Source organism: Zoogloea sp. LCSB751 (genome assembly GCF_002028455.1).
In the GTDB taxonomy this organism is placed as follows: domain Bacteria; phylum Pseudomonadota; class Gammaproteobacteria; order Burkholderiales; family Rhodocyclaceae; genus Zoogloea.
In genome coordinates this window covers 1-25609 of record NZ_MWUM01000036.1, presented here as the reverse complement: position 1 = coordinate 25609, position 25609 = coordinate 1, and the positions used below count along the sequence as shown (strand labels likewise).

Below are 25609 nucleotides of genomic sequence, written 5' to 3'. Positions count from 1 at the left end.
ATGATCCTTTTCTTCGACTTCGAGCGCCTGCTGTACGGGCAGACCATCGGCGACATCGGGCCTGCTGCCCGGCTCGCCAAGGTGCTGATGCCCTACCCGCAGGTGGATCTCGTGCTGACGCGGTGGCGCATCGGAGCGATGCGATCCATCAAGGACGTGCGCGGTGAGGTGCCTGAGCTGGGCGACCGCATCAACGACGTGGCGCACCGGCCGGTGCGCTCGGATGAGCAGCCGGAACGCGAGATCACCGGCACGCTTCGCCGGACGCGGCAGCTCTACTGGGCGGCCGTGGTGCCGAACTGGGATGCACAGGGCTACATCGCGCAGGCAACCCGCTCGGGTGCGCCGCTGATCCTGTGCCCCTGCGGTTTCGATGAGGAAGCTGCGCAGCGGCTGCAAGCCGCCTTGGCGCGTGTTGTTTTCAATGAGGAGCTGGTCAGCGGCGTGCGCCGCCCGCTCCGTCACTCACTGGGGGAGGCCCTGCCATGCTGATGCTGATTGAGCACGATTCGATTCTGTCCACGCCCGAAGCACGCCAGAGCTTGGCGGCCTTCGTGGCGCACCGTCCGAACATCAACGTGGCGGTGTTCCACTCGGCCAAACTCTCGGCCGCCGAAGTCTGCGAGGCCTACCCGCCCGAGCTGCGCGAGCGCCTGATGTTGACGCCGGACACCCCGCGCGACCGCGATCTGCGGTTCTGGATCAGCTATGAGGCCGGGTGTGTGTTTGCAGCCCTGCGGAGCAACGGCCAACTGGCCCAGTGCGAGGCCGTCGTGTGTCTGGTGCCCCCGGCATGGGGCGCACCGGCCCGCGAGCAGTTCGGCGAAAAGCGGGTGGTGGTCATCGGTGAGCCGTTCAGCATGGACGCGGCCCGCCGTCTGGCCCGCAGCCTCTCGACCTACCGCCGCACGCCGGTTGAGTCGTCGCCGCGCAGCTTGCCCAGCAAGGCCTCGGTGGCGTCGATGGCAGCGACCTCAGCCGGTGTGAAAACCTCTTCGCGCGGCAAGTCCTCGGGCCACTCCACCCGCTCGGCTTCGCTTTCCCAGCGCGTGGCCAGCTCGCACAGCATCTTGGGGTAATGCTGGATCATCTCTGCCCCCGGCCCGGCGATCTGGCAACCGTCGATGACCTGCTGCAAGCTCGATGCGGTCAGCCGCAGGTCGTCGATCAGCGCCGCGATCCTGCGCGGCGTGCTCACTTGGTGCCCTTCCCTGCGCCCTTCTCCCCCGGCCGCTCGGCCAAGACCTTGACCAGCTCGGCGCGCTGCCCCTCAATGGCCTCGACCTGACCGCGCAAGCGGGCAGCTTCTTCACGGGCCTCTGCCGCCTCGTCGCGGGCCTGCGAGAGTTCCGCACGGGCATGGGTCAGTTCCGTGCCCGATGCTGACAAACGCTCACGCAACTGGGCCAGCTCGACCGCCTGCGTCTGCGCTTGAGCCTGCGACTCGGCGAGCTTCGCCTTCAAGGCCTCGACCTCAGCCAGCGCGTCATCACGCTCCGCCTTGAAGCTATCAGCTTCGTCAGTGGCTGCATCCACCTCGATGGCGGCGGCTCGTTGGGCTACTGCAATCTTGCGCTGAGCGTCCTCATCGACGCGGGCATACAACCCAGCACCAAGCGTCGCAAGCTGCTCTGTCAACGATTTGGTGACTTGAGCCAGCGCGTCAGCGATCTCTACCGGCAGCTCAACGACTGGCTGAACCTTGGCCAAGTGGTCGTCCCACACTTGCTTGAGTCGCGTCGGGTTGCCCCCGCCGACCTTCTGGCGCAGTGCGAACCCGGTGACGTTGCGCCCGGCAGCTTGCAGGGCTTGACCGGCTTCGATGATGGCTTCTGCTGGAAATTCGGCTGGACGCATGGTGTCTCCCCCTTAGTCAGAACTCGTAGACCAGTTCGCTGCCCTCTTCTTGGCGCAAGAGGTTGCCGGTACGAACAGCCGTCACAAAGCCTGTCACCGAGCGCACACCGTTGACGGCAGCACCAAGCACACGCTCCAAGACTTGCTCAATCGACAGCGGGCACTGGATGTCCACCTTCCGACCGGCTTCATCAAAGCCTTTGAGACGCACCTTCACCTCGTCCAACGAGATGACCAAACGCTCCTCGTTAGCACCCTCGCGCGGCGAGGCGTAGCTTCGAGTAATAAGCAAGCCGCTTGCGCCGACCTCCGCATGACCAATGTGGCCATGCCAGTTCGGTGGGGTTCGGTCGTCGTAGTTCAGCACCTCGGCGATCTGCACCGCCAGCGTCATCTTGGAAAAGTCCATGTCTTCGATCTCCACTGTGGCGCTCGGGGCCAATCCCCTCACCAGCCATGCCAGCATTATAGCACAACAAACAAAGAAACAAACAAACTAATAAACAAATAAAAGGGGATTTTTGAGGTGCGCGACGTGCTGGCCAGCCTGCTCGACCACGGCCCGGTCGGTGGCGCGCTGAGGCGTTTTTTCATCGCTTGCCAGCGAAAACGCCAAATAAACGTGGAGGTCATTCATCGACCCCAGAAAGGAGGAAGTTCAGATGGTCATCGTCATCAAACACAACGGCTACCCGTTCAGGAACAACGAGAACGCCGTGCTGCTCGCCACGGGCATCACGCATCACATCGTCCTATTGCTGAAGCAGTAAGCCAGTCGCCCCAGCTCATCACTGGGGCTTCCGGGGCGGCCATCCGCCCTACCCCTCGGCCGTCAGCGGGCAGGTCGCAACCTTCGGGCAGCGGCTGGCCAGCGCGCAGGCCTCGGCGAGCACAACCGGCTCGGCATCGTCTTGGCCAATCCCGCTCACCCACTCGACGCGCTGGATCAAGGGCACAGAGCCCCGCAGCTCGGCGCAGTGGTACTGGGTCTTGTTGAGGGTCTGCATGGAGTCGATCTCCGGTCGTTGAACAAGCCACCATCCTTGCGTCACGACTCCCCGAGCACCACAACAAGCTGCTTGCGGCGTATCTATGTATATACCTATATACCTACCAACAAGGCATTGGCCGGGCATCGACCCGGCCGGTGTTCGGCTGTTGGAGAGAGAGCCGGGTCAAGGGCCGTAGGGGTGGCTGGCGCGGCCCGCAGCGCAGCGAGGACACGGGCCACCCCGAAGGGCGCAGCGCACCCTTGACGTGGATCGAGCGACCGGAGCCTCAAGCCGTGGAGCAGTGGAGTCCAAAGGCCGCTAGGCCGTCCCCACTGCTCCCACGGCGTGTGGGGCCAAGACCCCACACCGGGGAGTCCAGAACCCCAGAGGGGGGTTTTGGTCGCCGGAACGGCGAAAGCGTCAGCCGACCGAAGGGAGGGAAGGATGGAAGCCCGCAGGGGTCGAGACGCCGCAGGTGGCTCGATGCGCAGCACGACAGCCCGGCCCGAAGGGAGACGCCCGGCTGCTACTCGTGGCGAACTGGACGGCGCTGGCCAGCCACACCGGCACCGGCAGCAAGCAGCTTGACCGACTGCACAAAATCCAGCGACAGCAGGTGCATCACGAGGTCGATGCCACCGCCGCCGCCCTTCTCTGCCCGCGTGTCGAACCACTTTGGGCCTGTGACCAGCAGCTCCCAAGCATGACCCTCCGGCGACGACACGTAGAGCCGCACCGTGCGCACGTCCTTCTCGGGCTTGAAGTCAGCGTCCCGCCGCCAAAACAGCTTTCCGGCATCGCGCAGCCGGTCGAGAACCTGCGACAAGGGCATCTCCCGCACCCATCGCAGCGTCTCATCGTCGAAAGATTTTCGAGCCATCCTCTACCCCTCCAAAACGACACTCAACTGACCCAGCCACCACGCCGAAAACTCACGGGGGGGCCGCGCTGACGCGCGGCGGAACACCCTCCGGGCTTCGCCCTGCGCGGGATGATGGATAAGTCCTACGGACTTATCCACAACCCTTGCGGCTACTCGCGTTTGATAAACGCTGGGGCTACTCAAAACCACAAACACCTCAGCTCGAATCGAGATCAGGCGGCGCACCACCGACCACAAGCCTCAACCGAGCACCCCGAACAGGCCGGTCAACCCCAGCCATGCCGGACTCGCCTGCGGCGGCCGGGGGGGCGGGCATCTGACATGCAGCAAACTTAACAACCACCGGCTGGCGAGCGGCCTCCTCCTTCGGCGCGGGGGCCTCTGGTGCGAGCCAGTCGAATTCGTCGATCAGTTGCTGGTACTTGGCCACGGTCTGGCGTGAGAGGCGCGTCAGCGCCGCGACGGCCACCTGCGTGAGCTGCTCGCCCTTCTGGCGCAGCACGCGGCAAGCGATCAGGACGCGCTCGCCGGTCTTTTTGGTGCGTTCAGAGTGGGTGCGCTCGGCCGCGAGGCGCTGGCGATCAGGCAGCGGCAGCGACTTGTCGAGGGCCATGACGCCCCGATGGCAGCGGCCGTCGCCCGTGTACTTGTTCCACGTCCACCGGGCGATGGATCGCACCGTGGCGCGAACTTGTGAGCTGCGCAGATCGGTGTGGGGCACCATCCGCTTGAAGTCGAAGAAACCGCGCTTGCTGCCATAGTTGTTGAGGCGCTGGGCCTCGGCCATCAGGCGGTTGAAAAATGCGTCGTAGGTGCTCTGTTCCCGCATCCCGCCGACGATGGAATAGGCAAAGTAGCGCAGCTCGTGGAACAGGGTCGCGTGCCGGGCGTGATGGTGCAGCGACAGGTCTGGCACCTTGCCGAAGCGGCGCTCCCTCTTGGGCAGCTCGAAATACTCGTTCAGCTCACCCAGCGAATACTCGTGTGCGTGCAGCTCGATGGTGTGCCACCACGGATGGCCGGGCGTCTTGGTGACGCCACTGCCGTGATAGTTGGGGTCAGCACCCAGCAGCTCGACCATCCGATCACGGATGGCGCGCATGTAGTCCTGTGGGCGCGAGCGCGCAGCCTCGGTCGTGCAGACCGGCGTGATCGCGTAGAACAGGTGGAATCCGTCGCCCCGGCCTTCCCGGTTGGTGACGATGAGATTGGGAGGGGGCAGCCCGGCTGCTTCCCAGCGGAAAACATCCGCATGGTCACAGTCAAAAACGAGCCATGACACCATGCCTGGTCGGTTGACCTGCATGTAGGGCCAGCGAACCGCATAGACGGTCGGCCGCTTTTTGGTCGCAGTCTTGTCGTCCGAGCAGCGCGGAATGTATGGAGCCTGTTCCATCACCCGCTTCATGGGCGACGCAGGCTCATCAAACCGCGATTTCAGTGTGTTTTCGCGGACTGCGCTTTCACGGTCGTCATCGTGTGATGCTGTTGCTGTCTGTCCCATAACCCCTTTTCACTCGTCCGTATGGACGAGCGCACGCTTGCGCGCAGGGGCTAAGACACGTACAATGAAAGCATTCTGTGTCGCTTCATTGCGATGATACGGAGACCACCCGCCAAGATGGCCTCTGTACTTGTCTGGGCACCCTGCCCGGTTTCTCTGTCAAAGCCCGCTCGCCAAAGCGGGCTTTGTCGTTTCTGATCGTCCAGTTTCTTGCTGTCTGGTCAGCTCTCTCCTTCGCAGTCACCACGGATCACTCGTCGGCATCCACCGACGCAGGCGCGCTCTTGTAGCCGCGCACCATCGTCTTGGGCACCCAGTGCTCCGTGTTCACATCAAACTTCATGATCCCGTAGCCTTGGAGCACGCTTGCAGCGCCATCCAAGCTCTGGAAGTACCGAAGGCCGCCACGGGCAGCACCCAGCACCCTCTCATTCATCCCGGCTCGCACCACGATCAGGAGGCCCTTATCGCCGGGTTCCACGCGGGCGGCGGAAACCGACCCAGCGGCGATGAGTTCCTTCAAAACCTTCGGCGCGACCACACTAGCAGTTGTCGTCAGCATCGTTTATACCCTATTCCGCGCCCAATCGCAACAATATCAGAATTCGTTGCGCTTGTCGCTGCATGGTGTTGGTGTCGTCACTTGTATGGACTATATTCCATACTCGAAATCGTTATGTATATACATAGATAGGTATATACATACCTATCAGCGCTTGAGGAAGGCTTCCAGCGCCTCGACCACGATGTCCTTCTCGGTGACACGGCGGCCGGTCTGCTTGGAGCGCGCACTGGCTTCTTCGCGCAGCCGATCAGCCAGCTCTTCTGGGAAGTTGAAGATTTTTTGCACCCGAGCACGCCCGTAGCGCGGGCCTTCCTCGACCACGGGCGGCGTTGCTGCCGGTGCAGGCGCGGCGGGTGCCGCTGGCTTTTCAGCGCGGTCAGCCGCGCCACTCTCCAAAAACTCGTTCAGGTCTTTGCGCTGGGCAAAGCCAATGTCCGGTTTTGCCTTCATGCCATCACCTCACGGAAGAACGCTTCCATCTCGCTGATCGCGGCCTGATCGCGGCCCAGCTCCTGCACAGTCGCGCCCTCGCCGATGGCGCGCCGGAAGGCCACGCGCTCACAGACCTTGGTGGGCAGCACGGTCAGCTTCTGCTCGGCCAAAAATTCGAGCATCTCGGCCGCATCCTTCGTGCGGGGATCGACACGGGTCAGCAGCACGCGCACGTCCAAGTCTGGGTTGTAGTCACGGGCCAGCTCGACGACTTCCAAGAGGTCAGTCATGGCCGCTGCATCCAGATTGGAGGCACCGACCGGGATCACGGCACGCTGGGCCAGCAGCAGCGCGGAGCGCAGGCCCACGGAGTCACGGCCGCCTGCATCCACGACGACGTGCTCAAAGCCGGTGGCCAGTTGCTTGCCTTCGGCCAAGATCGCCTTGCCCGCGAGGCAGGTGGTGGTAGGCGACGGGTCGAATTGCGTCTCGCGACGCCATGCGGCCCAGCTCGCGGCCGAGGCCTGTGGATCGCCGTCGATGAGCAGGGTCTTGCCTTGGCGGGCCAGCATCACTGCCAGATGGACGGCGGTCGTCGTCTTAGAAACGCCGCCCTTCGTATTGACACACGCGAAAATCATGGGTGCTCCTATCTATGTATATACCTACCGATTACAGCAGCATAGCTGCTCGCCATCGCCCGCGAAGGTCTGCCCTTCATCTGGCTAGTAGGTATGTATATACCTACCGACCACAAGCGAATAGTAGCAGACTTTTGCGCCATCGCGTATAGTTTTAGTTGTACGCAACAACAAGCAGAAGAGAACGCACCCATGCAGTTCAAGATCATCCGGCACCGCGACAAGGACGGCACTTACCGAGAGGGGCACAGAGTCCAGTGCCTGCGCCGGGTGCGCGAAGTAACGCCGGATTTTCCCGAGGGGAAGAACGTGCAGCGCGTGGTGGCCAAGTTCGACCGCGAAGCGCGCGAGCTGCCTGCCGATGCGCTGGCCATCCTCACCCCGGCCGAAGTCGAAGAGTGGCGGGAGTGGCGTGTCCGTCAAGACGAAGAGGAATTGAAGGCTGCGGCTCAGTTCGAGCTGGACACGCTGGCCGAAAGCACGCGGGTGGCTCGGGTCGGGTTGGCCAAGGGCTACGCCACCACCACCACCGAAAACGTCGCCGCCATCCGCAAGGAAATCCGGGCGCTGATACGGGTTGCCAGCGAGCTGGGCCTGATGCCGGAGCCGGTGAGAGGGCGGCCGGTCATCGAAGAGGAAAGCGAGATCGGCCTGCTGCCGAACTTTGCACCACCCGGCACGCCCGCCTATGAGTCCTACCAACGGCTGCTCGATGAGCACGAGAGAAGGAAAGCACAGACCAACGAAGGAGGCTGACATGCGCTACTGGACATTCGACCCCAACACCTGCCGCTTCGAGCGCGCGAGCAGGCAAGCCGCTTTGCACGACGCCGACGTGGCCGTGGTCAACGACGACACCGACGTGCGGGTCATCAGCGATCACCAGCCGCCCCAGCGCTGGCCCAGCGGTGAGCCGCTGGTGGTGGCTGGCATCGAGTTCGAGCGCGAGCTGTTCGAGTAGGTATGTATATAGGTAGGTATATACATACATGAGAACAACCAAAGCCATCATCTTTGATGCCTTCGGCACACTGATCCGCTACACAACGCGCACGGCCCCCTATGGCGGCCTCGTGGATGCGGACGGGCAGCCGGTGGATCGGCTTGCCTGCCTGACCCGCAATGTGCCACTGGCGACCCTCACCACCGAGATTGGCGCGGGGGACAAGCTCGACGTGATCCTGCCCGACTTGGCCGATGAGCTGTCCGGCCTGCGCCTGTTCCCCGAGGTGGCGGACGTGCTCGCCAAGGCACGGGCCGCAGGCCTGCGGCTGGCCGTCTGCTCGAACCTTGCCTATGAGTACGGCCCGGCCGTGCGCGGCCTCGTGCCCGAGCTGGACGCCTACGTCTTGTCCTACGAGGTCGGCGTGGCCAAGCCGCACCCGACGATGTACCGGCTCGCTTGCGCCGAGGTGGGTTGCGCTCCGGCTGAGGCGGTTTTCGTGGGCGACAGCAAGCGCTGCGACTTCGACGGGCCGCAGGCCTTCGGGATGCAGGCGCGCTGGCTGGATCGCAGGGGAGGGCAGTCGCTGGTCGATGCCCTCGCGGGGGTTCTGTGACAGCCCCCGCCACTGACCCAGACGTATGGCACGCGCTGCACCGGCTGACCGACTATCCCGTGCTGGCAGGTTTGGCTCGTGAGGGCACCGCTGCAACCAAACTGGACGGCAGGGCTTGTCGGTATATCTACGAGTCGGCGCTGCCTCGGATCGACTGGCCCGCCGTGTCGGAGGGCGAACGGGCATTGATGCGCTCGCTGGGGATCGAGGTGACGCCGTGATCCTCTTTCTCGACTTCGACGGCGTGTTGCACCCAGACGCGGCCTATCTGGTGCGCGGACGGCCGGAGCTGCGCGGCGAGGGCAGATTGTTCATGTGGGCTGGCTATCTGGTAGACGCGCTGGCCAGCGCGCAGCATGTTCGCATCGTTCTGAGTACGAGCTGGGCGCGCGAGCTGCGGTACGCCCGCGCCCGAGACTACCTGCCTGCCGAGTTGAGGCAGCGGGTTATTGGAGCCACTTGGCACTCCGGGATGGCTACCGACGACGAGCACCGCCCTCTGGGAAGAGACACATGGTGGGACACGTCCACGCGCTACCAGCAAATCCGCCGCTACGTGGATCGCGCGGGCATCACTGACTGGATCGCCGTCGATGACCAGCCCGAAGGCTGGGCCGACGCTGACCGGGACAAGCTGGTGGTCACTGACAGCAATCTTGGCCTGTCCGCGCCTTCGGCGCGCGTTCGCCTCGCGGCGGCCGTTGGCAACATGACCGGCGCGTTGGCCGTGGCCGACGCGATGGCTGACGTGCTGACGATTCCGCAGGTCGCGCGCAGCGCGTCCTGCGTTGACTTGATGCAGTGGGTCGATTGGTGGCAGTCCTCATACCTCGATGCGATCCAGCTAACACCCGACCAAATTGCGCACGCGAAAGCCGGTCGCTGGTGGCCACCAGTGTCCGAGGTGCACATCGGAGAAATGCCACCAGCAATCGCTCAGAGGCGCATCCCATGATGCTGGTCATCGACCTTGAGGCCACCTGCGACGAGGGCGATGGCCTCCCTGCAATTGACATGGAGATCATCGAAATTGGCGCGGTGTGGGCCACGGCTGAGGGCACCGTGCTCGACACGTTTCAGGCGCTGGTGCGCCCCGTGCTACGCCCTCAGCTCACGCCGTTTTGTCGGCAGCTCACCAACATCCAGCAAGCCGACGTGGACGGTGCCGAGTTGTTCCCAGTGGTCGCGGCACGGCTGGCCAGCTTCGCCCAACGCCATCAGGCACCGGGCGCAACGTGGGGAAGCTGGGGCCAATTCGACTTCAAGCAGCTTGCCCGCGACTGCGAGCGACACGGCGTCCAAAACCCGCTCGCAGCCTTCGAGCATGTCAACCTCAAACGCCGGTTCGCCAAGGCCCGCAAGATCAAGGAAGTGGGGATGGCCCGCGCGTTGCAGATGGTGGGCCTTCCTCTCGATGGCGCTCACCACCGAGGCCTCGACGACGCGCGCAACATCGCCAAGCTGTTGCCGTGGTCAATATAGGTATGTATATACCTACCTATATACATACCTACGAACAAGAAAGCCGGGGGGGGAGGGTGTCGCCTTGCGATTGCCGATGATCTGCGATACAATGTATCTCAAACAGTCGCAATAGGAGGCCGTCATGGCTGCTACCACCACTATGGTCCATGTTCGCGTGGACGAGCACGTCAAGGCGCAGGCAGCGGAAACGCTGGCCTCGATGGGCCTGACCGTCTCCGACGCGATCCGCGTGTTTCTGACCCGCGTTGTCGCCGACAAGGAACTGCCGTTCGCGTTGCGTGTGCCAAATGCAGAAACACGCGCGGCGATGGCCGAGGCCGATGAAATTGCTCGCGCACATCGTGCTCGCTTTGCCACCGCCGACGAACTCTTCGATGACCTCGAAAAAAAGGCTATTCGTAAAAGTGGGTTGAAACGGGATCAAAGCTCTCCTGCCTCGATCATGCGGATGAGTGTTGAAATGTCCGCTCCGTAGTTCTTGGGCGGCGGTGGTGCCTTGTGTTGGTCAGCCTCCTTCGGAGGCTTCATTGCCCGCACCTTCTCAAGCACGGGCGGTCCATAGCCCATCGCGTCATCTGGCAACGCTCTGCCCATCTCGACAGGCTCCGACGCACGCTTTCTCTCGAACTTGGGGCGTGCCTGCTTTCGGCTATGGATGCCCTCTGTGAAGAGAATCTTGGCCCGTAGCGCCTCGAACGAGTAGCCGCGCCCCAGCCGGTTCATCACCCGGATCAGGCTGTTCAGGCTCTCGGTGTAGGCATTGGTGACGGGGTGCTCGAAGTAGTTGAGGATGAAGGGCTGCCAGTTCGTGAAGGCGCGGATCAGGTCGGCGAAGTAGGGTCTGATCTCGGTCGATATTGCCCTGTACCACGCCTCGTAGCGCCGCATGGCTTCCTCTGGCGTCCCGGCCTCGTAGATGCCGTAGAAGTCCTCTTTGAGCCGGTAGGCTTCGCCCAAAGCTGGGTAGTTCTTTGTCCAGCCGTCCATGAGCAGCCGTTCCTGGTCGTTCAGGTCGCGCTCGCGCTTCAAGAGCACAAAGCGGTCGTGCATCAGCCCGCGCTTCTGTTTCAGTGTCAGTTCAGCCCGCAGCCCTTTGCGGGCCTTCTCCATAGCGTCGTTCGCCATCCTGACGACGTGAAACTTGTCGATGACGATGGTGGCGTCCGGCAACACCGCAGTCACTGCATCGCGGTAGGGCGTCCACATATCCATCGCCACGTACTGCACCTTGTCCCGGTTTGGCATCTTGAACAGGTACTTCGCCACCGTGTCCTTGTTTCGGTTGTGGAGCATGTCCACGATGGTGTTGTTCTGGATGTTCGAGACGACGCAGCGCGGCTTGTTGATGATGTGGATTTCGTCGATGCCCATCCACTTCGGCGTCTCGAAGCGGACGGTCTGCTCAAGCTCGTTGATGTAGTCGCGGAAGATGTTGCGGATCGTCCCTTCAACCACGCCGGTTTCGTCAGCCAGCGAGGTGAAGGTGCGTTTCAACGACTGTTGCCCGATCCACTTCACCAGCCGTTCGGTCATCATGCGGTTTTCCGCCAGCAGCGGCAGCGCCTGCGAGAAGGTCTTGCCGCAGGCTTGGCAGCGCAGCCGTTTGGTGTCGATATAGATGCCGACCCGCTTGCCGTGCATGGGCAGGTCTTTGAACACCTGCTCGCGGGTGCCCCACGAGTTCAGACGGTCAGACTGGCAATGTGGGCAGGCGGCGGTCACGTCCACCGGCTCGGCGGTGACGTGGTAGTCGTGATCGGTTTCCTGCACGCGCAGCACCCGGTACTGCGGGAGGTTCAGGATGTTGGCGGGCATGGTCAGACCCGCCGCATGTATTCAAAGAGGTGATCGCCGTAGGCGGTACTGCCATTGCAGCCAAACGGCTCGGCAAACTCATGCAGGACGATCAGGGAGGCAGCACGCTCATCCATCGGGAAGAACGCACCTTGCGGCTCGCAATACATCTCGAAGTCGCCCTGCTTCATGCCGCAGTGTTCGCAGTGGTTCATCCAGTACGAGCTTTGCGTGGTCTTGCTGAAATCGACGCGGTAGTGCCGCGAGAATGCTTTGATCCGGGCTGCTACGGCAGGCAGAAGATCGGTGACATAGTGAACGATGGTTGGCTCGTCATACCGATACCACGCATCCCGCTCGTCATCCTCTTCATCGGGTTCCAGCGTTTCATGCCCGGCAGGCAGGATGAAGCCGAACACGCTTGTGTGTTCGCCGCACTTCCAGCACGCCTTGGTGGTCTGGGCGATGAAATAGCTGCTTGAGCGAACGCCGATATCCGGCTCGCTCGGCAACCAACGCCCAAATGCGCCCGCATCTACGCCGTCTGGCACATACCAGAGCTTGCGCTCACCGTCCCAGCGTGCGCCAAGCCGCTTGGCCTCATCCTTCTCTGCGAAGGGTACTGCGAGGTCGATGCGTGGCATACCGGCTCCTCAGTCCAGTCCTTTCGCTTCCCAGCCTTGGCTGGTCAACTTGATGGCGTGCTTGGACTCCTTGCTGCCTGCGCCATCAAGGATGCTTTTCACAAACGGGAAAGCGGCTTGCACCTCTGGCTTCTTGGCCCAGTCGGCGAGGTTGTTGACCTTGTAGGTGTAGGTGATGCCAGCCTCTTGGTAGTCGCCGAACTTCATCGGGCCTTCCCACTTCACGATCTTGTCCAGCGCCTTCTTGCCCCAGCACAGATCGGTTTGTTTCTCGGTGGTCTTGCCGTTAAGGCCGATGGACGCAACTTCCTTCTCCTGCGCGAAGGGCTTGGCCGCGTCAGTCAGCGTGTAGCGCTTGATCTTGGCCTTGGCACCCGTGGGCTTGCCCATGATCCCCATGATGTCCACCTCGGTGTCCTCGCCCTTGACCAAACCAGCGGCTTCGAGTGCAGCCATCTGGTTGGCGCTCCCGGCCTGCATGGTCTTTTGCAGGCGAAAGTCCATTTCGGACAGATCAACCGGCCAGCGCTTGGTGTTGAGGCAGAGGTCGCCCTTTTTGTCGAAATACTGCGTCATGGCCGCGCCGAAGTTCTTTTCGTTGGCGTCGGTTTTGCTGCCGCAGGCGGTCAGCATCACGACGCTGAGGGCGGCGAGGATGGCGATGTTCTTCTTCATGAATTTCCCTTGTGGTTGTTGAATGGAGTTACGACTGATCCCAAGCGTCAATGGTCAGGGACGCATCAGTTGGGCAGGTGCGGATGCTCTCGGGCCGCAGGTTGACCTTGCCCATCCAGCCGGGAGGCTGGGTGTACTCTTCGCCCTCATCCATGCCGAACACCCAGATGCCGTCGTCAGCAGGCTTGATTGCGTCACCCGTGATGAGCGGCAGCACGATGTTTGCCGTGGACGTGTAGCGGTTCGGATAGCCGTCACCGCGCAGCTTGGTGGCCTTGCCTTCCTCGACCAGCTTTTCCAGCCAGCGAATGCCGCCAACGCCGGTTTCCCATTCCGCGAGCACTGACTTCTTGCGGTCGATGATGGCGTCCCGTTCTTCGGGGGGTTGCGTTGAGACGACGATCCAGTATCCGAGCATGATTGGGTCAGGTGGTTGAAATGGGCGCAGGGGTAGAAGCAAGGCCGGTCAGTGCTCCATTGAGCCTGTCGGGCAGAAGTGTCAATGGGTCTATGCGGCGCAACGCGGCCAATAGACGTTCGCCCTCTATCGAGGTCGCGAATTTGTTGTAACGCTCAATGTCGCGCAGGTTGCCCGGCGAAGGCTGGTCATTCCATCCTTTGCCATGCTTTGCGCCTCGCACAGAATTCATGCCGTACAACTGGGCATAGCGTTGCGCGATCAGAACCTCGGCCCGCTCGTGTGCGCAATCTGTGCGAATCTGGTAGTCGCGAAGCTCAAACACCTCTTCAATCTCCAGCGCCCGGCGCTCTTTGGTTGCCACAGCACCGCCCTTGCCGAAATGGCTGCGCATTCGGCGCTCGAAGCTCTGTGTCGAGCCTACATACCAGCCGTTTCCCTCCACCCGGAGGACGTAGATGTAGTAAAGCTCGTCTTTCGCGACGGACAGTCCCATTAGCCCTATCCCGGATGACAAAGCTCGTCAAAAGGGAGAATGGAACGGGCTGACTCAAGCCAGCTATCTTCTTCGGGATCAATCCCGATCAACTCGTATTTGCCGTCGTTGTTGCGATACCCGACGCCCATTACTAGCGAAGTGTTCCGTGCAGCGATGTACGCAGCCGTTGCCTTGCCTTCGGTCGAGTATTCATGGCCGGTGAAAATCAGGGCGGCCAGCCCAAGGGCATCGTTGTCCCGGCGCGTTTCGTCACGGAGAAACTGAATGAAGGATTGCTGTTTCAGCGCCAATTCCGGCTTCAAGCCCTTCGGGCATCCATCCTCGAATTCGATGCCATAGATGAAAGCCGTGCCATTGGACTCGACAAATAGGATGTCCTCGAACACCTCGCACTGAACATCGTGGCGGCACGCTTTCAAGTCTGCCATCCAGAGTTCATCCGACCCTTGCGGGAAATTGGAGACGAAGCGTGCGTTCTTCGCTGCAAACGCGATGGGTGGCCTTACCGCGCTCAGATTCATATTCAAATTATTCATATCAGGCATTGCAATCTACTCTGCTGGGAAGGTGACGGTCGCCAATGCCTCGTGCTCGCTCACGACAGGCAAACGGTCGCGAGGCACGGGTTCAGGCGATACCCAATCGGTTTCGCCAACTGCGATGAAGCGATCAATCGCAGCCTCGATGGATGCCTGATTGATGAAATCCACATCAAGCACGATCTTCAAACCGATACCGTAAACGTAGCTGCGGTCGAGCTTGAAGGACTCATGAATAACGGGCGGCTCGTTGCGGGCAATCTCTGCTTCCAGCTTGCGCCACTGCTCATGAAAGGTCAGGCCACCAAACTGCTCGAAGCGCATCTTTTCGCGCTCGGCCAGCTTGTAGGTCAGGATTTTTCCGGTGCTTGAGCGCTGTGCAGGCACGAACTCCAACTTGGAGTTCTCTTCCCGCTCTTCCGGCGACAGCATCGCGGCCACGCGGGTGTGTGCAATGTCGTGGGCCTTGTCCCAGAATGCTTTTCGGGCGGTCACGAAACTGGCGTTCCAGATCGTGAACCGATCCGTGCCCGGAAAGTAGAAGTCAAACCACTGGTTGTATAGGTCGGGACGGCCCGGCTCATTCAGCACGAGGCGGCTGGTGAACCGGCCACCGTACTCCGCTGCATCGCGGCGCATCTTTCCCTTGAGGCGAATGACCTCGTGGCTGCGCTTGTGCCGTGGCAGCGTCACGAAAGGAGGACGGCGTTTGGCTCCGGGGAACTTCATGGCTCGCACCCTTTCGCGCCTCGCGCCTTGGCATATTGCGCTTGGAGTTCAGGTGCAAGCCTTTCAACCAAGGCACGCACGTCGTCTTGCCTTGCCTTCGTCACGGCCCCCGGACTGTGCTGGCAGATCACATCCGCAACATCAGAGGCGGGTTGCCCATGCTCCGAGATGCTTTCGACGAAGGTCTTTCGCTCGACATCGGCCCAGTCCACGCCATCAGAGCCATGCGCTTTGATGGCCTCGGTGGCGTACTGCCAGAAGGTGAGTGCCGCTCCGGCACGCTTTTCTAGGCGAGGCAGTTCTGCCAATCGCAGAGCCGCAATCCGCTCGCTTTCGACCTCGCGAGCTAAAACGACCGCATCCCGCAGATTCAATTTCAGCATGGCCTGACCGCCGATGTAGCCCGCCAAGGCGCTTGTGGCGCGTTGCTCTATCTCGTCCGCGCTCGTCAGGCCAAGCCGAACCAAAGCGGCGATATCGTCCTTGTCGTTGTCGGCAAACCGGGCAATCTTGCTGACAGCCAAATCAAGGGGGGAGAGGACGTGAAGCCGGATGTGCTCTATCCCCATGTCCAATGGAATGGCATCGTCCGTATAGTCCTCGTGCATCAAAGCAAAGGTCGAGTTGTAATTGGTGTCAAAATGGACGGCCTCGCGAGTCCCGTCCTCCAACGTAACATCGACGATCAAATCGTTGGGGATGAACACGCGAGCACCGAACTCCGCATCGACATCCGTTGTGACACGATCTGACGTATAGAGATGAACGGCCATGCCCCCAGCCAAATAGACATTCACTGGGCTGCGGAGCGATAGCCTTTCTTCAAGTTGCTTGAACAGTTCTCTCAGACCTTCGGCAAGGGCGGTTCGGGTATGGAATACAGGGCTTTCTGGCATCGCCTCAGCCCCATTGCAGTTGACGCGAAAGCATGTCGCGCAAACGCGGCAAACTCATTACCCAGCCTCGTCTGACGACTTCAGCCGAAGCCAGCCGCTCGTTCGGATGTGAAGCGAAATACCGTTCGCTTGCTTGCGTCAAGCACTTCGACTCGGCTGGAAACTGCGACTGAACAACCATTGCCGCCAACTGAAACACGTTAGCCTCTCGCTGATCTTGAGCCGCTTGCGTGGCTTCCCGAGCGACGGCAGAGCACCGGGCAAGAAGTGCCGATTCAACATCTCTAGCAGCCATTTCAGTCACCTCCTACACAACAAGAATTTACGATTTTCGATAGCGTAACTGTACAGTGAAGCGACGATGCTTGCAACATTGTTTTGCGATTTCTGGCTGGCGTGACATACATCAGCCCATTGTTGGCGCCCACACGCTTTTACGAATAGCCGAAAAAAACAGCAGCAAGTAAGCGGGCGTCCCTTCCGCGTTTAGCAGATTACGCAAAGTCCTTCCTCAAGGACTGGGAGCGTCTTTCACACTCCGGCCGGTTCAACATGAACCAGCTCAAAGAGGCCATGATGCTCCTGATCGCCAACAACGGCCCCTTGGGGCCAGAGTGGTTGGATCACCCGCTTACGGGCAACTGGGAGGGCCACCGGGAATGCCATATCGGTGGCGACTTCCTCTTGGCCTACAAGCTCGACGACACCACCAAACAGGGATTAGTGGTTTTCATTCGGGCAGGGACGCACGCTGAGCTGTTCGAGTAGATAGGGGAGGGGGCATGGGCACCCGTTTCGGCCGCCGCGCTGCGGATGGCACTTATGAGTACCACGACAGCAAAGAGTCGCTTGTCGCCGCCGAGCGCCGCGACAACAGCGATGCACGCGCAGGCCTCTTCGGCTTGATCGGGCTGCTGGTCGGCGGCGTGCTGACCTACGTCTCCTTGCTCAAGGTCGGCATGGACTGGCCCAAGTGGCTGCGCTTCGGCCTCGTGATCGTTGGTGGCGGTGGGCTTGCCTACGTGCTGGCCAAGTTTGCCGATCTCCTCTGGAACATCATCCTGACCCTCGTGCTGCTGGCCGTGCTGTGGGGCATCGGTTCATGGCTCTGGAAGGCCGTATAGGGCCACCACGCAGCATAAAAAGAGCGGCCCCACCGGGGCCGCTTTAACTTCGCCGGGCGAAGCCCGTCCAGGGAGGTAAGACGGGGGCCAAAAAAGGGAGGAATGGCCGAAGCCGATTATCCATGCAACACACTGGGGTGTTGCATCTGGAAACCACCCGGCCACGGATGCCTTGGCCCTGTCAGAACTGCGGCATCTTGCCCGGCGTGCAGTTGTAGAGGATGGCCAGCACCGGAGCCACGATGGTGACAGCGGGCACCTGCATGTCGTCGCTGTCGGCCTTGGTGCGCAGGTAGGCCACCACGCGATCCGTCACCTGCTGCGAGTTCGTGCCCTCCGGGACGCACACCTTCACCTTGGCGAGCTGGTCGTTTTGCATCATGGCCGCCACGCCCGTGATGAAGCCTTCGCACTGTCCCAGTTCCGCGCTGCGGCTCGACGTGCAGAGGTTGTAGAGCCCCTGCGTTTTCATGAAGGCCAAGACCCTGCCGGGTTTGGTGGGTTCGGCTGCGTTGGTCGCCATCGCCGACAGCAGTAGGCCAAAGGTCAAGATCGTTCTTCTCATGCGCTTCCTTGTGGCGGGTTGGCCTCGTCTAGCGATGAGGCGGGCACCCAGCGATAGAGCGTAGGCACAGACACACCCAGATTTTCGGCGACCTCGCGCGGCGGCACGCCGCTGGCCAACAACTTGCGCGCGGAAGCTACCTTGCTGTCGGTCATCGAGCGCTTGCGACCGCCCACTCGTCCCTTGGCCCGCGCTGCGCGCAGACCTTCCCGTGTGCGCTCCACGATCAGCTCCCGCTCCATCTGCGCAAGGCTGGCCATCACGTGGAAGAAGAAGCGCCCAGCCGGTGTGCCGGTGTCGATGTTGTCGGTCAGGCTGCGGAAGTTGATGCCACGCGCCTCCATCGTGGCCACCAGCTCAACAAGGTGCTTGACGCTCCGGCCGAGCCGGTCGAGCTTCCACACCACCAGCGTGTCACCCTCTCGGGCGAACTCCAAGGTTTGCATCAGTCCCGGCCGGTCTGTCTGGCTGCCCGTCGCCTTCTCCTCAAACAGCTTGCCGCACCCGGCCTCGGTCAGCGCCTTGCGCTGCATGTCGAGGTTCTGGTCTTGGGTCGATACCCGCGCATACCCCACTAGCATGGTCGCCCCTCTTATTCTCAAAACTCGTGTTTTGGCGATGATTCGATAAAACAGTTTCGAGAACGGTTATTGAGAATCGTAACCCCCTGTCACTGTCTTGACGCCTGTCATTTTCAGAAGGCGACTGCACGGAATGTCAGGAGTCGGCTGCACGGCCTGTCGGGGCTATTTTTTGCGGGAGCGTTCCATGTGCAGAACAGCGTCAAGCAATGCCATTGAATCGCAGGTGTCGGATGCGTAGACCGTGCGCGTCCTTGGGTCATACGACACCATGACGAACGGGTCTGAGGTACGTTCCGTGCTCCGGGGCGCTTGACGCTTGGAGCGGTAGGTTCTGCATACCTCCCTCTTTTCGGCAAGCTGCTGGCCGATCTTCTTCCAGTCAAAGAGATAGTCGGGATACAACCGGCGCATGTCTCGCTTGTCCTGCGGCTCAAGCGTGTAATTGCGAATCCGCATGATGTTGTAATTGCTCCTGCCGACTTTGACCGTGAGATAGCAAAAGCCCTTTCTGGTCGTGACGAAGGCACTGCTTTGCTTGCGGCTCATGGTTGCTCGCTCCCGCCTTGCAGCGCGGCGTATAGGGCCGTCTTGCTCACCTTGAGCCGTGTAGCAGCCTCCCGGACGTTCAGCCCGTTGGCAATATGCTCCTGCGCCCGCTGCAACTTGTCGGCAGTGACAACCGGCTTGCGCCCGCCCTTGCGCCCGCGAGCGGCGGCAGCGGTCAGCCCGGCCTTGGTGCGCTCACGGATCAAGTCGCGCTCGAACTGGCCCAGCGCGCCGAACACGTGGAAGATGAGCCGCCCGCCCGGTGTGGTGGTGTCAATGCTTTCTGTCAGCGACCGGAAGCCGACGCCACGCGCTTCCAGCGCGCCGATTGTCTCGATGAGGTGTGGCATCGAGCGCCCGAGCCGATCCAGCCGCCAGACGGCCAGCACGTCGCCGTCGCGCAGATAGGCCAGCGCGGCGGCCAAGCCGGGCCTGTCGGCCTTGGCCCCGGAAGCCGTGTCCTCAAAGACGCGCTCGCAGCCCGCCTTGCGCAGTGCATCCGTCTGCAAGGCGGTGTCCTGTTCAGCCGTCGATACCCGCGCATAGCCGATGAGTGCCATTACCGCCCCTTTTGTCCGTTTTTCCGTCCGCCTATCATAATGTCCGACAACCCGTTATTCAAGCGCATTGCCGGACAGTGACCGGCTTGGCCGACTAATGATCGTTTGACGGACAAGGCGGCGCATGTGCCGCCATCCCGGCGCAATGGAACAGCGAACCGACTTAAGCCGGAACCGCCGAAAATTCCGGCGCGATACCGAGTAAGCCGGAATCCCAGATTTTTCCGGCACCGGGTCAAATAACGCCAACGACCAACAGGAGCGCCCTATCTATTGCTTTCATTCGCTCATCGTCGAGGCGGCCAAACGGTTCACTGATTTTGGTGCGCGGTAGCGTCGAGAGCTTGTCCACCATAACTTGCGATAGTGCGCGCAGCCCGTTAGCTGGATTCGGTTCCACGGTGACGCGAAACGCGGCATTGCGCAGGTCGCTTGTCACTGGGCACAGCACAACGCTTTCCAAGTCGGTTAGTAGGTCTGATTGAACGATCAGGGCTGGTCGTGGTTTGCCGTAGTCACCCTGCAATGAAACCGTCACGAGGTCGCCTCGCTGCATCACTCCCAGCCCTCAACGTGCGATGCCGCCTCTTCGGTGAAGCGCAAAACCTCTGCTTCTGCTGGGTCGCCCTTCAGGCTTTGGCATTGCTTGCGCACTTGCGCCGTGAACTCAGGCGAACGGGTGTCCGGCACCCAAAACTGCACAGGCCGCAGCCCCGCCGCGCGCATCCGTTCGCGGTGTCGGGCTACCTTTGATTCGTGAATTGATGGCATGGTGCTCTCCATTGGTTCCATGTATGGTTACATGATACTGCGCATGAAACCATAGCGCAAGCCAAGCCGTTCCGCAACGTCGTGCAGGGAAGTTCTGCGCAATTTCCGCCCTTCTTGGAGTTTCGTGCATAGGACTGCTGACACGACCCGGTCAGAAGTCGGCTGCACACGGGGCGGCCAGCCTCATGAACTGGTGCAGTCGTCTTCTGAAAATGACAACGCCACTCGCTGTCTCATATCTTATCGAGAACGAAGGATTTTGATAAGCTATGCCATCTTGATAAACAAAATGGGAGGATGGCGTGGCGATCATCGGATTCATCGTGCTCGGCGACCGCACATCGCATGGCGGCGTGGTCATCTCGGGCGACCCCACGTGGACGATTGATGGGCAGCCTGTCGCTCGCCAAGGAGACAAGGTGACATGCCCGCGCTGCAAGCGGGTATCGACCATCGTCAGCAGTCGCTTCCCCACAGTCATCGACCTCGGCAAGCCGATGGCCTACGACCAAGACATGACCGACTGCGGCGCGGTCATTTACTCCCGGCACAACAATCATGCGGGTTGGGGAGAGAAGGGCAGCGACGACGAGGCCGCAGCCACGCCCATCGAGGACTATGTACCCAAGCAAGCCCCGCGCTTTCAAGAGCACTTTGTGCTGCACAACAACGAGACGGGCGAGCCGCTGGCCGGAGTGCCGTACACCATCAAGACCGGCGACGGCAAGACCTTCGAGGGCGAGACCGACTCACAGGGACGCACCGACGTGGTGTGGACGGACTCACCGCTGCCTGTCGAAGTGGTCGCCCATCCGAAGCCAGCCGACGATGCCGACCCGTACCACTACGCCGAACTCAACTACGAGGGCCTGTAACGATGGCAGGCGCACCCATACCCGGCCGCACTGTCGGCCGATCAGCCACGCGCACGTCATCGGAAGGGCGAGAGGTCGGCCTTGATGATCCGGTGGACAAAGGCTACCTTTGCGAGCACATCTGCGAGTGCAGCTCAGGGACAGCGATACGAAGCAAGAGCGGGCAGGAACTCAAGCAGCGTTGCGTGACAGCACGCATCTGGCTTGACGAAGAAGCCAACCAGCTTGTCTGGCGCTACAAGGCCGAGGTGGGCTTCAACATGAAAACCAACCCGCCCGCCCCACTGATGAGTCGCGATCAGCCGAACCGGCCAAGCCGCTTCCCCCTAGGGCGTGCAGTTGGCGATGGCATCCTGACGCGCGATCTGGAAGGGCGACCTCAGAAGGGGCTGCTGCGCATTCCCGATTGCATCATTCTCAAGCCGACTGGGCCAGAGCTGGCCGCCATGCGCGCCAGTGGGCGCATCGACTGGAAGCGCCTCATCCCGGTCAAGGCCAACATCGAGACGGTTGTCGAAATCAAGTTTGAAGGCGACAAGCTATCACCGGGCCAGCGAGATGCGTATCGACGGATCGCAGGCCCGGACCGATTCCGCTTGCTGAATGCGAACGAATGCGAGTGTGGAACTAGACGACGGCGCCCGGCCGAAGAGCCTGTGCGTGCGCCTGTCACAACGCCGATGCAACGAGAAAGTACCGAGCAACGACGCTGGTATCAACCTGCGCCGCCACAGCCCGCGCCTGCTCCCGCTCCGCGCCCTGTCCGCCCACAGTACGGGCCAGAAGTTCCCCAAGAGGAAGGGTCGTCGATGAGCAGTTGGCTCAAGGCGGCGGGCCTCGCTGCTGGTGTTGTTCTGGTTGGCGTCATTGCCGTTGCCGCGCTCCCGGCCGAGGCGGTAGTCGCCGGCGTAGCGCTGCTTGTTGTTGGGCGAACTGCCACAGCAGCTCCAATCAATAAGGATAAGAAGCCATGAGCGACAGCCTTGCAAAGATCGAGGCGCTAGTGCCCGATTTCCAATACGTCGATTCCGATCACAACCGCATTGTCTTGACGGTTGGCTTCTCCGCGTCGTTCTACTTCTGGGGAGGGCACACCCCAGAAAAACGGCAGGCTCTCATCGAGTGCGTTGAAGCCTTTGAGGCCGCCTACAGGGGTGAACTGAAGTGGGGGTGCCACCCTGACACTTGGAAGACTTTGCGCGTTGGCGACAAGAGATTGCCCTCCTTTCGCGATTACGTCATGACGCTCGACGAGGATGACTCAGTTGAGTGGTATGTGGCATCAGGTGACGACGACGATGCAGCGAACGAATACGCTGTGTCGTGCCACACCGAGCGAGGTTGGATGGAGGGGCAAATGTCTGCCCTCAAGTTCCGCGTCCCCCGTGCCCTCATTTTCGAGGCAGACCATCAAAAGGTGCTGTCCGATCTGATCTTCTTCTGTCACGAACGGCTCGCGCCGTTTCACGGGCATGCCGGGTTGTCAGCCATTACCACTGAGCAGCAAATCGAGTGGGAGCCGGAAGAGCTGGATTTAGCAACGCGGTACTTGGCTCTCTATTGCGGGGACAGCTTTGATGCGCTTCAAGCACAGAATGGCATCAAGAGCGTGGACTGGCTGACCTTCATCGGGAGCGCGCTGGCCCAGCGTCTAGGTGGCGCAGATGCCTTCATCGCGTACTGCCGCCGCTTTGGCGTGGAATCCACACCGCACGGCTCAGGCTTCTTCATCCGTGCAGGCGAGTACCCTCAGCTTGGCCCAGTCGATGAGCCAACACCTGATGCCTATGTGCGTGTAAACGCCGCGCTGCGACCTCTTCGCAATGGCAATTTCGGTTCGATGGGCACCGGTTCAGTGAGCGGTGAGCGTAGGTTCAACCGCTGCACAAGTGACTTGTGGATTCGCCGTTTCGATGCCCCCGGCATCTGGCCGCCTGCCACCTTTATCGGCCTGCCCCGCACGCCGGTTGGCAAGGTTCCGAGCAAGAAGGTCAAACTCAAGACCGGCGAGACATGCGCCGTGCATGGCCGGTATCGCCATCCTGCCTTCGAGACTGTCGCGGCGGGTGACGATGACGACGCACCGCAGGTGGTGTTGATGCCCGGTGATGTCGCACCGCACTGGCTCAAGCTCGGGCCGCACGGTGAGTACCTTGGCCGTGATGTCGTGGCGTGGGAGTTAGTAGCCGAACTATGAGCGCACAACCCTCCCTCGCTGACATTCGAGCGCAGCTCCACGACTCGCCAGATCACGTCTTCTGTTGCAATCTCCCGTTGTACGTCCTGCTTGAAAAGCGCCCGCGCCCGGATGCGCCGGACTGGGTGGAAGTCGGCTGCTGGAAGCAAGGAGATGCCGAGGGCATGATGGTGTACCTGTCGCTCATCGACGCGATGATCGACCTCTACAGCCGCAATCGCGAGAGTCGCCGGTATCAGATTTTCCCCTTCGAGGCCATTGACCCGAGGCCCTTCATCAAAGGGCATGAAGGCTGGCTCACCGTGTATCTCGCATACGGCTTCGCTGCCAGAAGTGACGGCCTGCTTCTGAGCGAGAAGGGCGAACCGATGTCGCTGATGCAGGGGATGCACTTCCAAATCAGCCCAGACTCGACCGAGCACTTTCATCTTCAGTTCGGTGACAAGCTGTTGGCATGGCTTGATCGCTTGCACCGGACGGCCGGTATCCCAGACTACGGACGGGTTGCTCAGGAACACGCTGAGGCAGCGTCAGCAGAACTGAATGCGATGGCTCAAGAAGCCCTGAGCCGAATCAAGGCTCACAGCGGCGGGCACGCGGAAAGCTCCCATTGCGCACTGTATGACCCTATCGAGCAGCAATGGCGGCTGGTGGCCTTCGACAAGCTGGGCAAGGACTGAGCATGCTGGGCTGGTGGATCGTCATCTCGATGCAGACCCCGGAAGAACGCGACCGGGCCGACCAAGACACCAGGCGGGCCGCACTCTTGGCCAACTGGGAAGCCAGCGTCAACGGCAGCCGCTGGGTGCATCAGCTCGTCGAGCAGGGCAAGGCCACGCAACTGTCATCCGGTGGCTACCCCAACCGTTTCACCGCCAAGGCCTGCGACGTGTTGCCTCTGTTCGCCAACGGCCTGCCCCAGCACGGCGGCCCCCCAGTCATCGGCGAAGATTACGTGTTGCCCGGTAGCTGGACGGGCAACGTCATCATCCACCCCGACCGGATCGCGGCCTGTCCAGCGGACAAGCTGCTGACCATCGACGTGTGGGATCAGTCATAACCCATCAAATCAAGGGAGCCTATGAGAACGAAAAAGCAACTTGCCATCCTCGCCGCCCTCGGCACCGTCACGCTGGCCGCCTGCGGCAGCAAGACCGACGCGAACGAAAAGAACTTCGGCGCGGCACTCACCCAGTATTTCGACAAGAAGGGCGACCTGTGCCTCAACACCAAGCGCTGGCCGGTTGACCTGTCCGAGATGGACTTGCGCCTGCAAAAAACCATGCAGGCCGGGAGCGCCAACCAGATGGCCGCGCTCGAAGCGGCTGGCTTGGTCAAGGGCGAGGACACCGAGGTGGACATCATGGGAATCATGGGCAAGCCCACGGGTGCCAAGGCCAAGATCAAGCGCTACACCCTGACCGATGGGGCCAAGCCGTTCGCCCAAGAGAAGGAGGTTGCCTCCATCGGCCTCAACGGCAAGACCACCGAGAAGCAGACCGATCTGTGCTGGGGCAAGAAGGCGCTGGACAAGATCGTGAAGTGGGAAGGCCCGATGAAGTTCGGCGACTATCAAGAGGCAGGCATCACCTACACCTACAAGGTCAACAACCTCGCTGACTGGGCCAAGAAGCCCGAGGTGCAGGCCGCCTTCCCCGTCGTGAAGAGCATCCTCGATGGCGCTGGCAGCAAGGAATCCAAGCATGCCGTCAAGCTGACCTCCCAAGGCTGGGAAGCGAAGGGGTTGGACTGATGAGCTACGCAACCGAATGGGCGGCCGCCATCGAGCGGTCGAAGAAATTTGGACTTGAAGTGCCGCCGCACGAAGTGCAACCCGCGCACCGCTATCTGACCGATGCTCGGCACGCCGAGTTTCCCTACGTCGTTCAGCAAGGCCTTGGCGATCTCGACTTCCCGGACGTAGTTGCGCAGTGCATGTCCATCCACTACCGCTTGGTGCCCGTGTTGCAGGAATGGCTGGGGTGCCCGGTTCTCTACACCATCGGGTGGGTGGACGACGGCACTGACAAAGGCATGTTCAAGTTCGATGATGCCTTTGTGGCAGACAAGCTCCAGAACGGGCACAGCGGCAGCACTGCGAACATCCACGCATGGCTGACGTTGCCCAGCATGGAAGTCATCGACGTGGCCTTGGCCACTACCATCGCGGTCGTGCAAAAGCTGCCTCAAGGGCATGGGGCTGTGCTGGCCAAGCACGCCGACGAGCTGCGCGGCATGGCCTATAAGCCAATGCTGGTCGGCCCCGATTTTTTGC

Annotated in this window: 39 protein-coding genes and 1 pseudogene; 18 read left to right on the top strand and 22 right to left on the bottom strand. The window is 61.4% G+C overall.

The window, feature by feature from the left end; genetic code table 11:
* Both B4920_RS24140 and B4920_RS24135 read left to right on the top strand, forming a co-directional pair.
* Positions 1–492: a hypothetical protein gene (locus tag B4920_RS24140; RefSeq protein ID WP_079437295.1), complete on the top strand. Its 492-nt coding sequence runs from the start codon at positions 1–3 to the stop codon at positions 490–492.
* On the top strand, positions 486–1079 hold the full coding sequence (locus tag B4920_RS24135; protein ID WP_079437293.1) for a hypothetical protein: 594 nt from the start codon (positions 486–488) through the stop codon (positions 1077–1079). The genes B4920_RS24140 and B4920_RS24135 overlap by 7 nt, the downstream gene beginning before the upstream one ends.
* A 115-nt stretch (positions 1080–1194) precedes the next feature.
* On the opposite strand, the gene B4920_RS24130 is transcribed toward B4920_RS24135, so the two are convergent.
* From B4920_RS24130 to B4920_RS24095, 8 genes are all read right to left on the bottom strand, one after another.
* Positions 1195–1857 carry a DNA-binding protein gene (locus B4920_RS24130; protein WP_079437292.1) on the bottom strand — a complete coding sequence of 221 codons (663 nt, stop codon included), beginning with the start codon at positions 1855–1857 and terminating at the stop codon, positions 1195–1197.
* A gap of 16 nt (positions 1858–1873) precedes the next feature.
* Positions 1874–2281, bottom strand: a complete 408-nt coding sequence (locus B4920_RS24125) for a hypothetical protein (protein WP_139379618.1) — start codon at positions 2279–2281, stop codon at positions 1874–1876.
* Between the two features lie 394 nt (positions 2282–2675).
* Positions 2676–2864 (bottom strand): hypothetical protein, encoded by a 189-nt coding sequence (locus B4920_RS24120; RefSeq protein ID WP_079437290.1) that lies wholly within the window; start codon positions 2862–2864, stop codon positions 2676–2678.
* 511 nt (positions 2865–3375) lie between these two features.
* Positions 3376–3729: a hypothetical protein gene (locus B4920_RS24115; protein WP_079437288.1), complete on the bottom strand. Its 354-nt coding sequence runs from the start codon at positions 3727–3729 to the stop codon at positions 3376–3378.
* 199 nt (positions 3730–3928) lie between these two features.
* A complete protein-coding gene (locus tag B4920_RS24110) occupies positions 3929–5140 on the bottom strand; it encodes a replication initiation protein (RefSeq protein WP_079437286.1) in 1212 nt (403 codons plus the stop codon).
* A gap of 346 nt (positions 5141–5486) precedes the next feature.
* Complete coding sequence (gene parC / locus B4920_RS24105; RefSeq protein ID WP_079437284.1) at positions 5487–5798, bottom strand: ParC family partition-associated protein; 312 nt, start codon at positions 5796–5798, stop codon at positions 5487–5489.
* Between the two features lie 147 nt (positions 5799–5945).
* Positions 5946–6251 (bottom strand): hypothetical protein, encoded by a 306-nt coding sequence (locus B4920_RS24100; RefSeq protein WP_079437282.1) that lies wholly within the window; start codon positions 6249–6251, stop codon positions 5946–5948.
* Positions 6248–6874, bottom strand: coding sequence for a ParA family protein (locus B4920_RS24095; RefSeq protein ID WP_079437280.1), 627 nt, complete (start codon positions 6872–6874; stop codon positions 6248–6250). Before B4920_RS24095 ends, B4920_RS24100 begins: the two co-directional genes overlap by 4 nt.
* A 192-nt stretch (positions 6875–7066) precedes the next feature.
* On the opposite strand from B4920_RS24095, the gene B4920_RS24090 reads away from it, so the two are divergent.
* The 7 genes from B4920_RS24090 (at position 7067) to B4920_RS24060 (ending at position 10393) form a co-directional block, all read left to right on the top strand.
* Positions 7067–7630, top strand: a complete 564-nt coding sequence (locus B4920_RS24090; RefSeq protein ID WP_079437278.1) for a hypothetical protein — start codon at positions 7067–7069, stop codon at positions 7628–7630.
* Position 7631: 1 nt separating this feature from the next.
* Complete coding sequence (locus B4920_RS24085) at positions 7632–7835, top strand: hypothetical protein (protein ID WP_079437276.1); 204 nt, start codon at positions 7632–7634, stop codon at positions 7833–7835.
* Positions 7836–7863: 28 nt separating this feature from the next.
* Positions 7864–8433 (top strand): HAD family hydrolase, encoded by a 570-nt coding sequence (locus B4920_RS24080; protein ID WP_079437274.1) that lies wholly within the window; start codon positions 7864–7866, stop codon positions 8431–8433.
* The gene (locus B4920_RS24075; RefSeq protein WP_079437273.1) at positions 8430–8654 is read left to right on the top strand and encodes a hypothetical protein; all 225 of its coding nucleotides are present in this window, start codon (positions 8430–8432) and stop codon (positions 8652–8654) included. Before B4920_RS24080 ends, B4920_RS24075 begins: the two co-directional genes overlap by 4 nt.
* Positions 8651–9388: an HAD domain-containing protein gene (locus B4920_RS29610; protein WP_161493383.1), complete on the top strand. Its 738-nt coding sequence runs from the start codon at positions 8651–8653 to the stop codon at positions 9386–9388. Before B4920_RS24075 ends, B4920_RS29610 begins: the two co-directional genes overlap by 4 nt.
* A complete protein-coding gene (locus B4920_RS24065) occupies positions 9385–9915 on the top strand; it encodes a 3'-5' exonuclease (protein ID WP_079437271.1) in 531 nt (176 codons plus the stop codon). The genes B4920_RS29610 and B4920_RS24065 overlap by 4 nt, the downstream gene beginning before the upstream one ends.
* A 124-nt stretch (positions 9916–10039) precedes the next feature.
* On the top strand, positions 10040–10393 hold the full coding sequence (locus B4920_RS24060; RefSeq protein WP_079437270.1) for a type II toxin-antitoxin system RelB/DinJ family antitoxin: 354 nt from the start codon (positions 10040–10042) through the stop codon (positions 10391–10393).
* Here the strand turns inward: B4920_RS24060 and B4920_RS24055 are convergent.
* The 8 genes from B4920_RS24055 to B4920_RS30015 are packed head-to-tail and all read right to left on the bottom strand — an operon-like array spanning position 10339 to position 16112.
* Entirely contained in the window at positions 10339–11733 is a 1395-nt protein-coding gene (locus B4920_RS24055) for an ISL3 family transposase (RefSeq protein WP_079437268.1), read from the bottom strand. The genes B4920_RS24060 and B4920_RS24055 overlap by 55 nt on opposite strands.
* Before the next feature lie 2 nt (positions 11734–11735).
* Positions 11736–12356 carry a DUF5710 domain-containing protein gene (locus B4920_RS30630; protein ID WP_079437267.1) on the bottom strand — a complete coding sequence of 207 codons (621 nt, stop codon included), beginning with the start codon at positions 12354–12356 and terminating at the stop codon, positions 11736–11738.
* Positions 12357–12365: 9 nt separating this feature from the next.
* Positions 12366–13031: a hypothetical protein gene (locus B4920_RS24045; protein ID WP_079437266.1), complete on the bottom strand. Its 666-nt coding sequence runs from the start codon at positions 13029–13031 to the stop codon at positions 12366–12368.
* 28 nt (positions 13032–13059) lie between these two features.
* Complete coding sequence (locus tag B4920_RS24040; protein ID WP_079437264.1) at positions 13060–13449, bottom strand: hypothetical protein; 390 nt, start codon at positions 13447–13449, stop codon at positions 13060–13062.
* Between the two features lie 7 nt (positions 13450–13456).
* Positions 13457–13945 carry a GIY-YIG nuclease family protein gene (locus B4920_RS24035; protein WP_074585524.1) on the bottom strand — a complete coding sequence of 163 codons (489 nt, stop codon included), beginning with the start codon at positions 13943–13945 and terminating at the stop codon, positions 13457–13459.
* A gap of 5 nt (positions 13946–13950) precedes the next feature.
* Complete coding sequence (locus B4920_RS24030; protein ID WP_074585523.1) at positions 13951–14493, bottom strand: hypothetical protein; 543 nt, start codon at positions 14491–14493, stop codon at positions 13951–13953.
* Between the two features lie 6 nt (positions 14494–14499).
* Positions 14500–15216 carry a hypothetical protein gene (locus B4920_RS24025; protein ID WP_254051047.1) on the bottom strand — a complete coding sequence of 239 codons (717 nt, stop codon included), beginning with the start codon at positions 15214–15216 and terminating at the stop codon, positions 14500–14502.
* Positions 15213–16112 (bottom strand): DUF6036 family nucleotidyltransferase, encoded by a 900-nt coding sequence (locus B4920_RS30015; RefSeq protein ID WP_216820008.1) that lies wholly within the window; start codon positions 16110–16112, stop codon positions 15213–15215. The genes B4920_RS24025 and B4920_RS30015 overlap by 4 nt, the downstream gene beginning before the upstream one ends.
* 504 nt (positions 16113–16616) lie before the next feature.
* Here B4920_RS30015 and B4920_RS24010 point away from each other — a divergent pair.
* A pseudogene (locus tag B4920_RS24010) lies at positions 16617–16880 on the top strand (type II toxin-antitoxin system YafQ family toxin); the annotation flags it as partial.
* A gap of 14 nt (positions 16881–16894) precedes the next feature.
* Positions 16895–17236, top strand: a complete 342-nt coding sequence (locus tag B4920_RS24005) for a hypothetical protein (protein ID WP_079437260.1) — start codon at positions 16895–16897, stop codon at positions 17234–17236.
* A 181-nt stretch (positions 17237–17417) separates the two neighbouring features.
* Here B4920_RS24005 and B4920_RS24000 read toward each other — a convergent pair whose 3' ends face one another.
* The 6 genes from B4920_RS24000 to B4920_RS23975 all read right to left on the bottom strand — a co-directional run bounded on the left by B4920_RS24000 (position 17418) and on the right by B4920_RS23975 (position 20262).
* Complete coding sequence (locus tag B4920_RS24000) at positions 17418–17786, bottom strand: Rap1a/Tai family immunity protein (RefSeq protein ID WP_079437258.1); 369 nt, start codon at positions 17784–17786, stop codon at positions 17418–17420.
* 11 nt (positions 17787–17797) lie between these two features.
* On the bottom strand, positions 17798–18382 hold the full coding sequence (locus tag B4920_RS23995) for a recombinase family protein (protein WP_079437257.1): 585 nt from the start codon (positions 18380–18382) through the stop codon (positions 17798–17800).
* A gap of 165 nt (positions 18383–18547) precedes the next feature.
* Positions 18548–18931 (bottom strand): hypothetical protein, encoded by a 384-nt coding sequence (locus tag B4920_RS23990; protein WP_021561446.1) that lies wholly within the window; start codon positions 18929–18931, stop codon positions 18548–18550.
* Complete coding sequence (locus B4920_RS23985; RefSeq protein WP_021561445.1) at positions 18928–19491, bottom strand: recombinase family protein; 564 nt, start codon at positions 19489–19491, stop codon at positions 18928–18930. Before B4920_RS23985 ends, B4920_RS23990 begins: the two co-directional genes overlap by 4 nt.
* A 235-nt stretch (positions 19492–19726) precedes the next feature.
* Positions 19727–20047: a type II toxin-antitoxin system PemK/MazF family toxin gene (locus B4920_RS23980; RefSeq protein ID WP_021561444.1), complete on the bottom strand. Its 321-nt coding sequence runs from the start codon at positions 20045–20047 to the stop codon at positions 19727–19729.
* Positions 20047–20262 carry an antitoxin MazE family protein gene (locus B4920_RS23975; protein WP_021561443.1) on the bottom strand — a complete coding sequence of 72 codons (216 nt, stop codon included), beginning with the start codon at positions 20260–20262 and terminating at the stop codon, positions 20047–20049. Before B4920_RS23975 ends, B4920_RS23980 begins: the two co-directional genes overlap by 1 nt.
* A gap of 302 nt (positions 20263–20564) precedes the next feature.
* Between B4920_RS23975 and B4920_RS23970 the strand changes: the two genes are divergently transcribed.
* From B4920_RS23970 to B4920_RS23945, 7 genes are all read left to right on the top strand, one after another.
* Positions 20565–21137: a PAAR domain-containing protein gene (locus B4920_RS23970; protein ID WP_079437255.1), complete on the top strand. Its 573-nt coding sequence runs from the start codon at positions 20565–20567 to the stop codon at positions 21135–21137.
* Positions 21138–21322: 185 nt separating this feature from the next.
* A complete protein-coding gene (locus B4920_RS29035; RefSeq protein WP_139379617.1) occupies positions 21323–22111 on the top strand; it encodes a VRR-NUC domain-containing protein in 789 nt (262 codons plus the stop codon).
* Positions 22108–23334, top strand: a complete 1227-nt coding sequence (locus tag B4920_RS23965) for a type VI immunity family protein (RefSeq protein ID WP_079437253.1) — start codon at positions 22108–22110, stop codon at positions 23332–23334. Before B4920_RS29035 ends, B4920_RS23965 begins: the two co-directional genes overlap by 4 nt.
* A gap of 77 nt (positions 23335–23411) precedes the next feature.
* On the top strand, positions 23412–24014 hold the full coding sequence (locus B4920_RS23960; protein WP_139379616.1) for a hypothetical protein: 603 nt from the start codon (positions 23412–23414) through the stop codon (positions 24012–24014).
* A gap of 2 nt (positions 24015–24016) precedes the next feature.
* Positions 24017–24394 carry a hypothetical protein gene (locus B4920_RS23955; RefSeq protein ID WP_079437251.1) on the top strand — a complete coding sequence of 126 codons (378 nt, stop codon included), beginning with the start codon at positions 24017–24019 and terminating at the stop codon, positions 24392–24394.
* A 21-nt stretch (positions 24395–24415) separates the two neighbouring features.
* Positions 24416–25087 carry a hypothetical protein gene (locus B4920_RS23950; RefSeq protein ID WP_079437250.1) on the top strand — a complete coding sequence of 224 codons (672 nt, stop codon included), beginning with the start codon at positions 24416–24418 and terminating at the stop codon, positions 25085–25087.
* Positions 25087–25609 (top strand): hypothetical protein (locus B4920_RS23945; RefSeq protein ID WP_173862697.1); only part of this gene is annotated, 523 nt, incomplete at its 3' end. The genes B4920_RS23950 and B4920_RS23945, both read left to right, overlap by 1 nt.

What these genes read in the sequence shown, in the direction of transcription:
- B4920_RS23985 (WP_021561445.1), bottom strand. Translation starts at nt 19,491, where the DNA reads ATGGCACTCATCGGCTATGCGCGGGTATCGACGGCTGAACAGGACACC.
- B4920_RS24095 (WP_079437280.1), bottom strand. Translation starts at nt 6,874, where the DNA reads ATGATTTTCGCGTGTGTCAATACGAAGGGCGGCGTTTCTAAGACGACG.
- B4920_RS24065 (WP_079437271.1), top strand. Translation starts at nt 9,385, where the DNA reads ATGATGCTGGTCATCGACCTTGAGGCCACCTGCGACGAGGGCGATGGC.
- B4920_RS23980 (WP_021561444.1), bottom strand. Translation starts at nt 20,047, where the DNA reads ATGCAGCGAGGCGACCTCGTGACGGTTTCATTGCAGGGTGACTACGGC.
- B4920_RS30015 (WP_216820008.1), bottom strand. Translation starts at nt 16,112, where the DNA reads ATGCCAGAAAGCCCTGTATTCCATACCCGAACCGCCCTTGCCGAAGGT.
- B4920_RS24090 (WP_079437278.1), top strand. Translation starts at nt 7,067, where the DNA reads ATGCAGTTCAAGATCATCCGGCACCGCGACAAGGACGGCACTTACCGA.
- B4920_RS24140 (WP_079437295.1), top strand. Translation starts at nt 1, where the DNA reads ATGATCCTTTTCTTCGACTTCGAGCGCCTGCTGTACGGGCAGACCATC.
- B4920_RS24130 (WP_079437292.1), bottom strand. Translation starts at nt 1,857, where the DNA reads ATGCGTCCAGCCGAATTTCCAGCAGAAGCCATCATCGAAGCCGGTCAA.
- B4920_RS24115 (WP_079437288.1), bottom strand. Translation starts at nt 3,729, where the DNA reads ATGGCTCGAAAATCTTTCGACGATGAGACGCTGCGATGGGTGCGGGAG.
- B4920_RS23965 (WP_079437253.1), top strand. Translation starts at nt 22,108, where the DNA reads ATGAGCGACAGCCTTGCAAAGATCGAGGCGCTAGTGCCCGATTTCCAA.
- B4920_RS23950 (WP_079437250.1), top strand. Translation starts at nt 24,416, where the DNA reads ATGAGAACGAAAAAGCAACTTGCCATCCTCGCCGCCCTCGGCACCGTC.
- B4920_RS24100 (WP_079437282.1), bottom strand. Translation starts at nt 6,251, where the DNA reads ATGAAGGCAAAACCGGACATTGGCTTTGCCCAGCGCAAAGACCTGAAC.
- B4920_RS24030 (WP_074585523.1), bottom strand. Translation starts at nt 14,493, where the DNA reads ATGCCTGATATGAATAATTTGAATATGAATCTGAGCGCGGTAAGGCCA.
- B4920_RS23995 (WP_079437257.1), bottom strand. Translation starts at nt 18,382, where the DNA reads ATGCTAGTGGGGTATGCGCGGGTATCGACCCAAGACCAGAACCTCGAC.
- B4920_RS24025 (WP_254051047.1), bottom strand. Translation starts at nt 15,216, where the DNA reads ATGAAGTTCCCCGGAGCCAAACGCCGTCCTCCTTTCGTGACGCTGCCA.
- B4920_RS24035 (WP_074585524.1), bottom strand. Translation starts at nt 13,945, where the DNA reads ATGGGACTGTCCGTCGCGAAAGACGAGCTTTACTACATCTACGTCCTC.
- B4920_RS23990 (WP_021561446.1), bottom strand. Translation starts at nt 18,931, where the DNA reads ATGAGCCGCAAGCAAAGCAGTGCCTTCGTCACGACCAGAAAGGGCTTT.
- B4920_RS24120 (WP_079437290.1), bottom strand. Translation starts at nt 2,864, where the DNA reads ATGCAGACCCTCAACAAGACCCAGTACCACTGCGCCGAGCTGCGGGGC.
- B4920_RS24110 (WP_079437286.1), bottom strand. Translation starts at nt 5,140, where the DNA reads ATGAAGCGGGTGATGGAACAGGCTCCATACATTCCGCGCTGCTCGGAC.
- B4920_RS23955 (WP_079437251.1), top strand. Translation starts at nt 24,017, where the DNA reads ATGCTGGGCTGGTGGATCGTCATCTCGATGCAGACCCCGGAAGAACGC.
- B4920_RS24055 (WP_079437268.1), bottom strand. Translation starts at nt 11,733, where the DNA reads ATGCCCGCCAACATCCTGAACCTCCCGCAGTACCGGGTGCTGCGCGTG.
- B4920_RS24085 (WP_079437276.1), top strand. Translation starts at nt 7,632, where the DNA reads ATGCGCTACTGGACATTCGACCCCAACACCTGCCGCTTCGAGCGCGCG.
- B4920_RS24005 (WP_079437260.1), top strand. Translation starts at nt 16,895, where the DNA reads ATGGGCACCCGTTTCGGCCGCCGCGCTGCGGATGGCACTTATGAGTAC.
- B4920_RS24060 (WP_079437270.1), top strand. Translation starts at nt 10,040, where the DNA reads ATGGCTGCTACCACCACTATGGTCCATGTTCGCGTGGACGAGCACGTC.
- B4920_RS24045 (WP_079437266.1), bottom strand. Translation starts at nt 13,031, where the DNA reads ATGAAGAAGAACATCGCCATCCTCGCCGCCCTCAGCGTCGTGATGCTG.
- parC (WP_079437284.1), bottom strand. Translation starts at nt 5,798, where the DNA reads ATGCTGACGACAACTGCTAGTGTGGTCGCGCCGAAGGTTTTGAAGGAA.
- B4920_RS24040 (WP_079437264.1), bottom strand. Translation starts at nt 13,449, where the DNA reads ATGCTCGGATACTGGATCGTCGTCTCAACGCAACCCCCCGAAGAACGG.
- B4920_RS24135 (WP_079437293.1), top strand. Translation starts at nt 486, where the DNA reads ATGCTGATGCTGATTGAGCACGATTCGATTCTGTCCACGCCCGAAGCA.
- B4920_RS24080 (WP_079437274.1), top strand. Translation starts at nt 7,864, where the DNA reads ATGAGAACAACCAAAGCCATCATCTTTGATGCCTTCGGCACACTGATC.
- B4920_RS30630 (WP_079437267.1), bottom strand. Translation starts at nt 12,356, where the DNA reads ATGCCACGCATCGACCTCGCAGTACCCTTCGCAGAGAAGGATGAGGCC.
- B4920_RS23975 (WP_021561443.1), bottom strand. Translation starts at nt 20,262, where the DNA reads ATGCCATCAATTCACGAATCAAAGGTAGCCCGACACCGCGAACGGATG.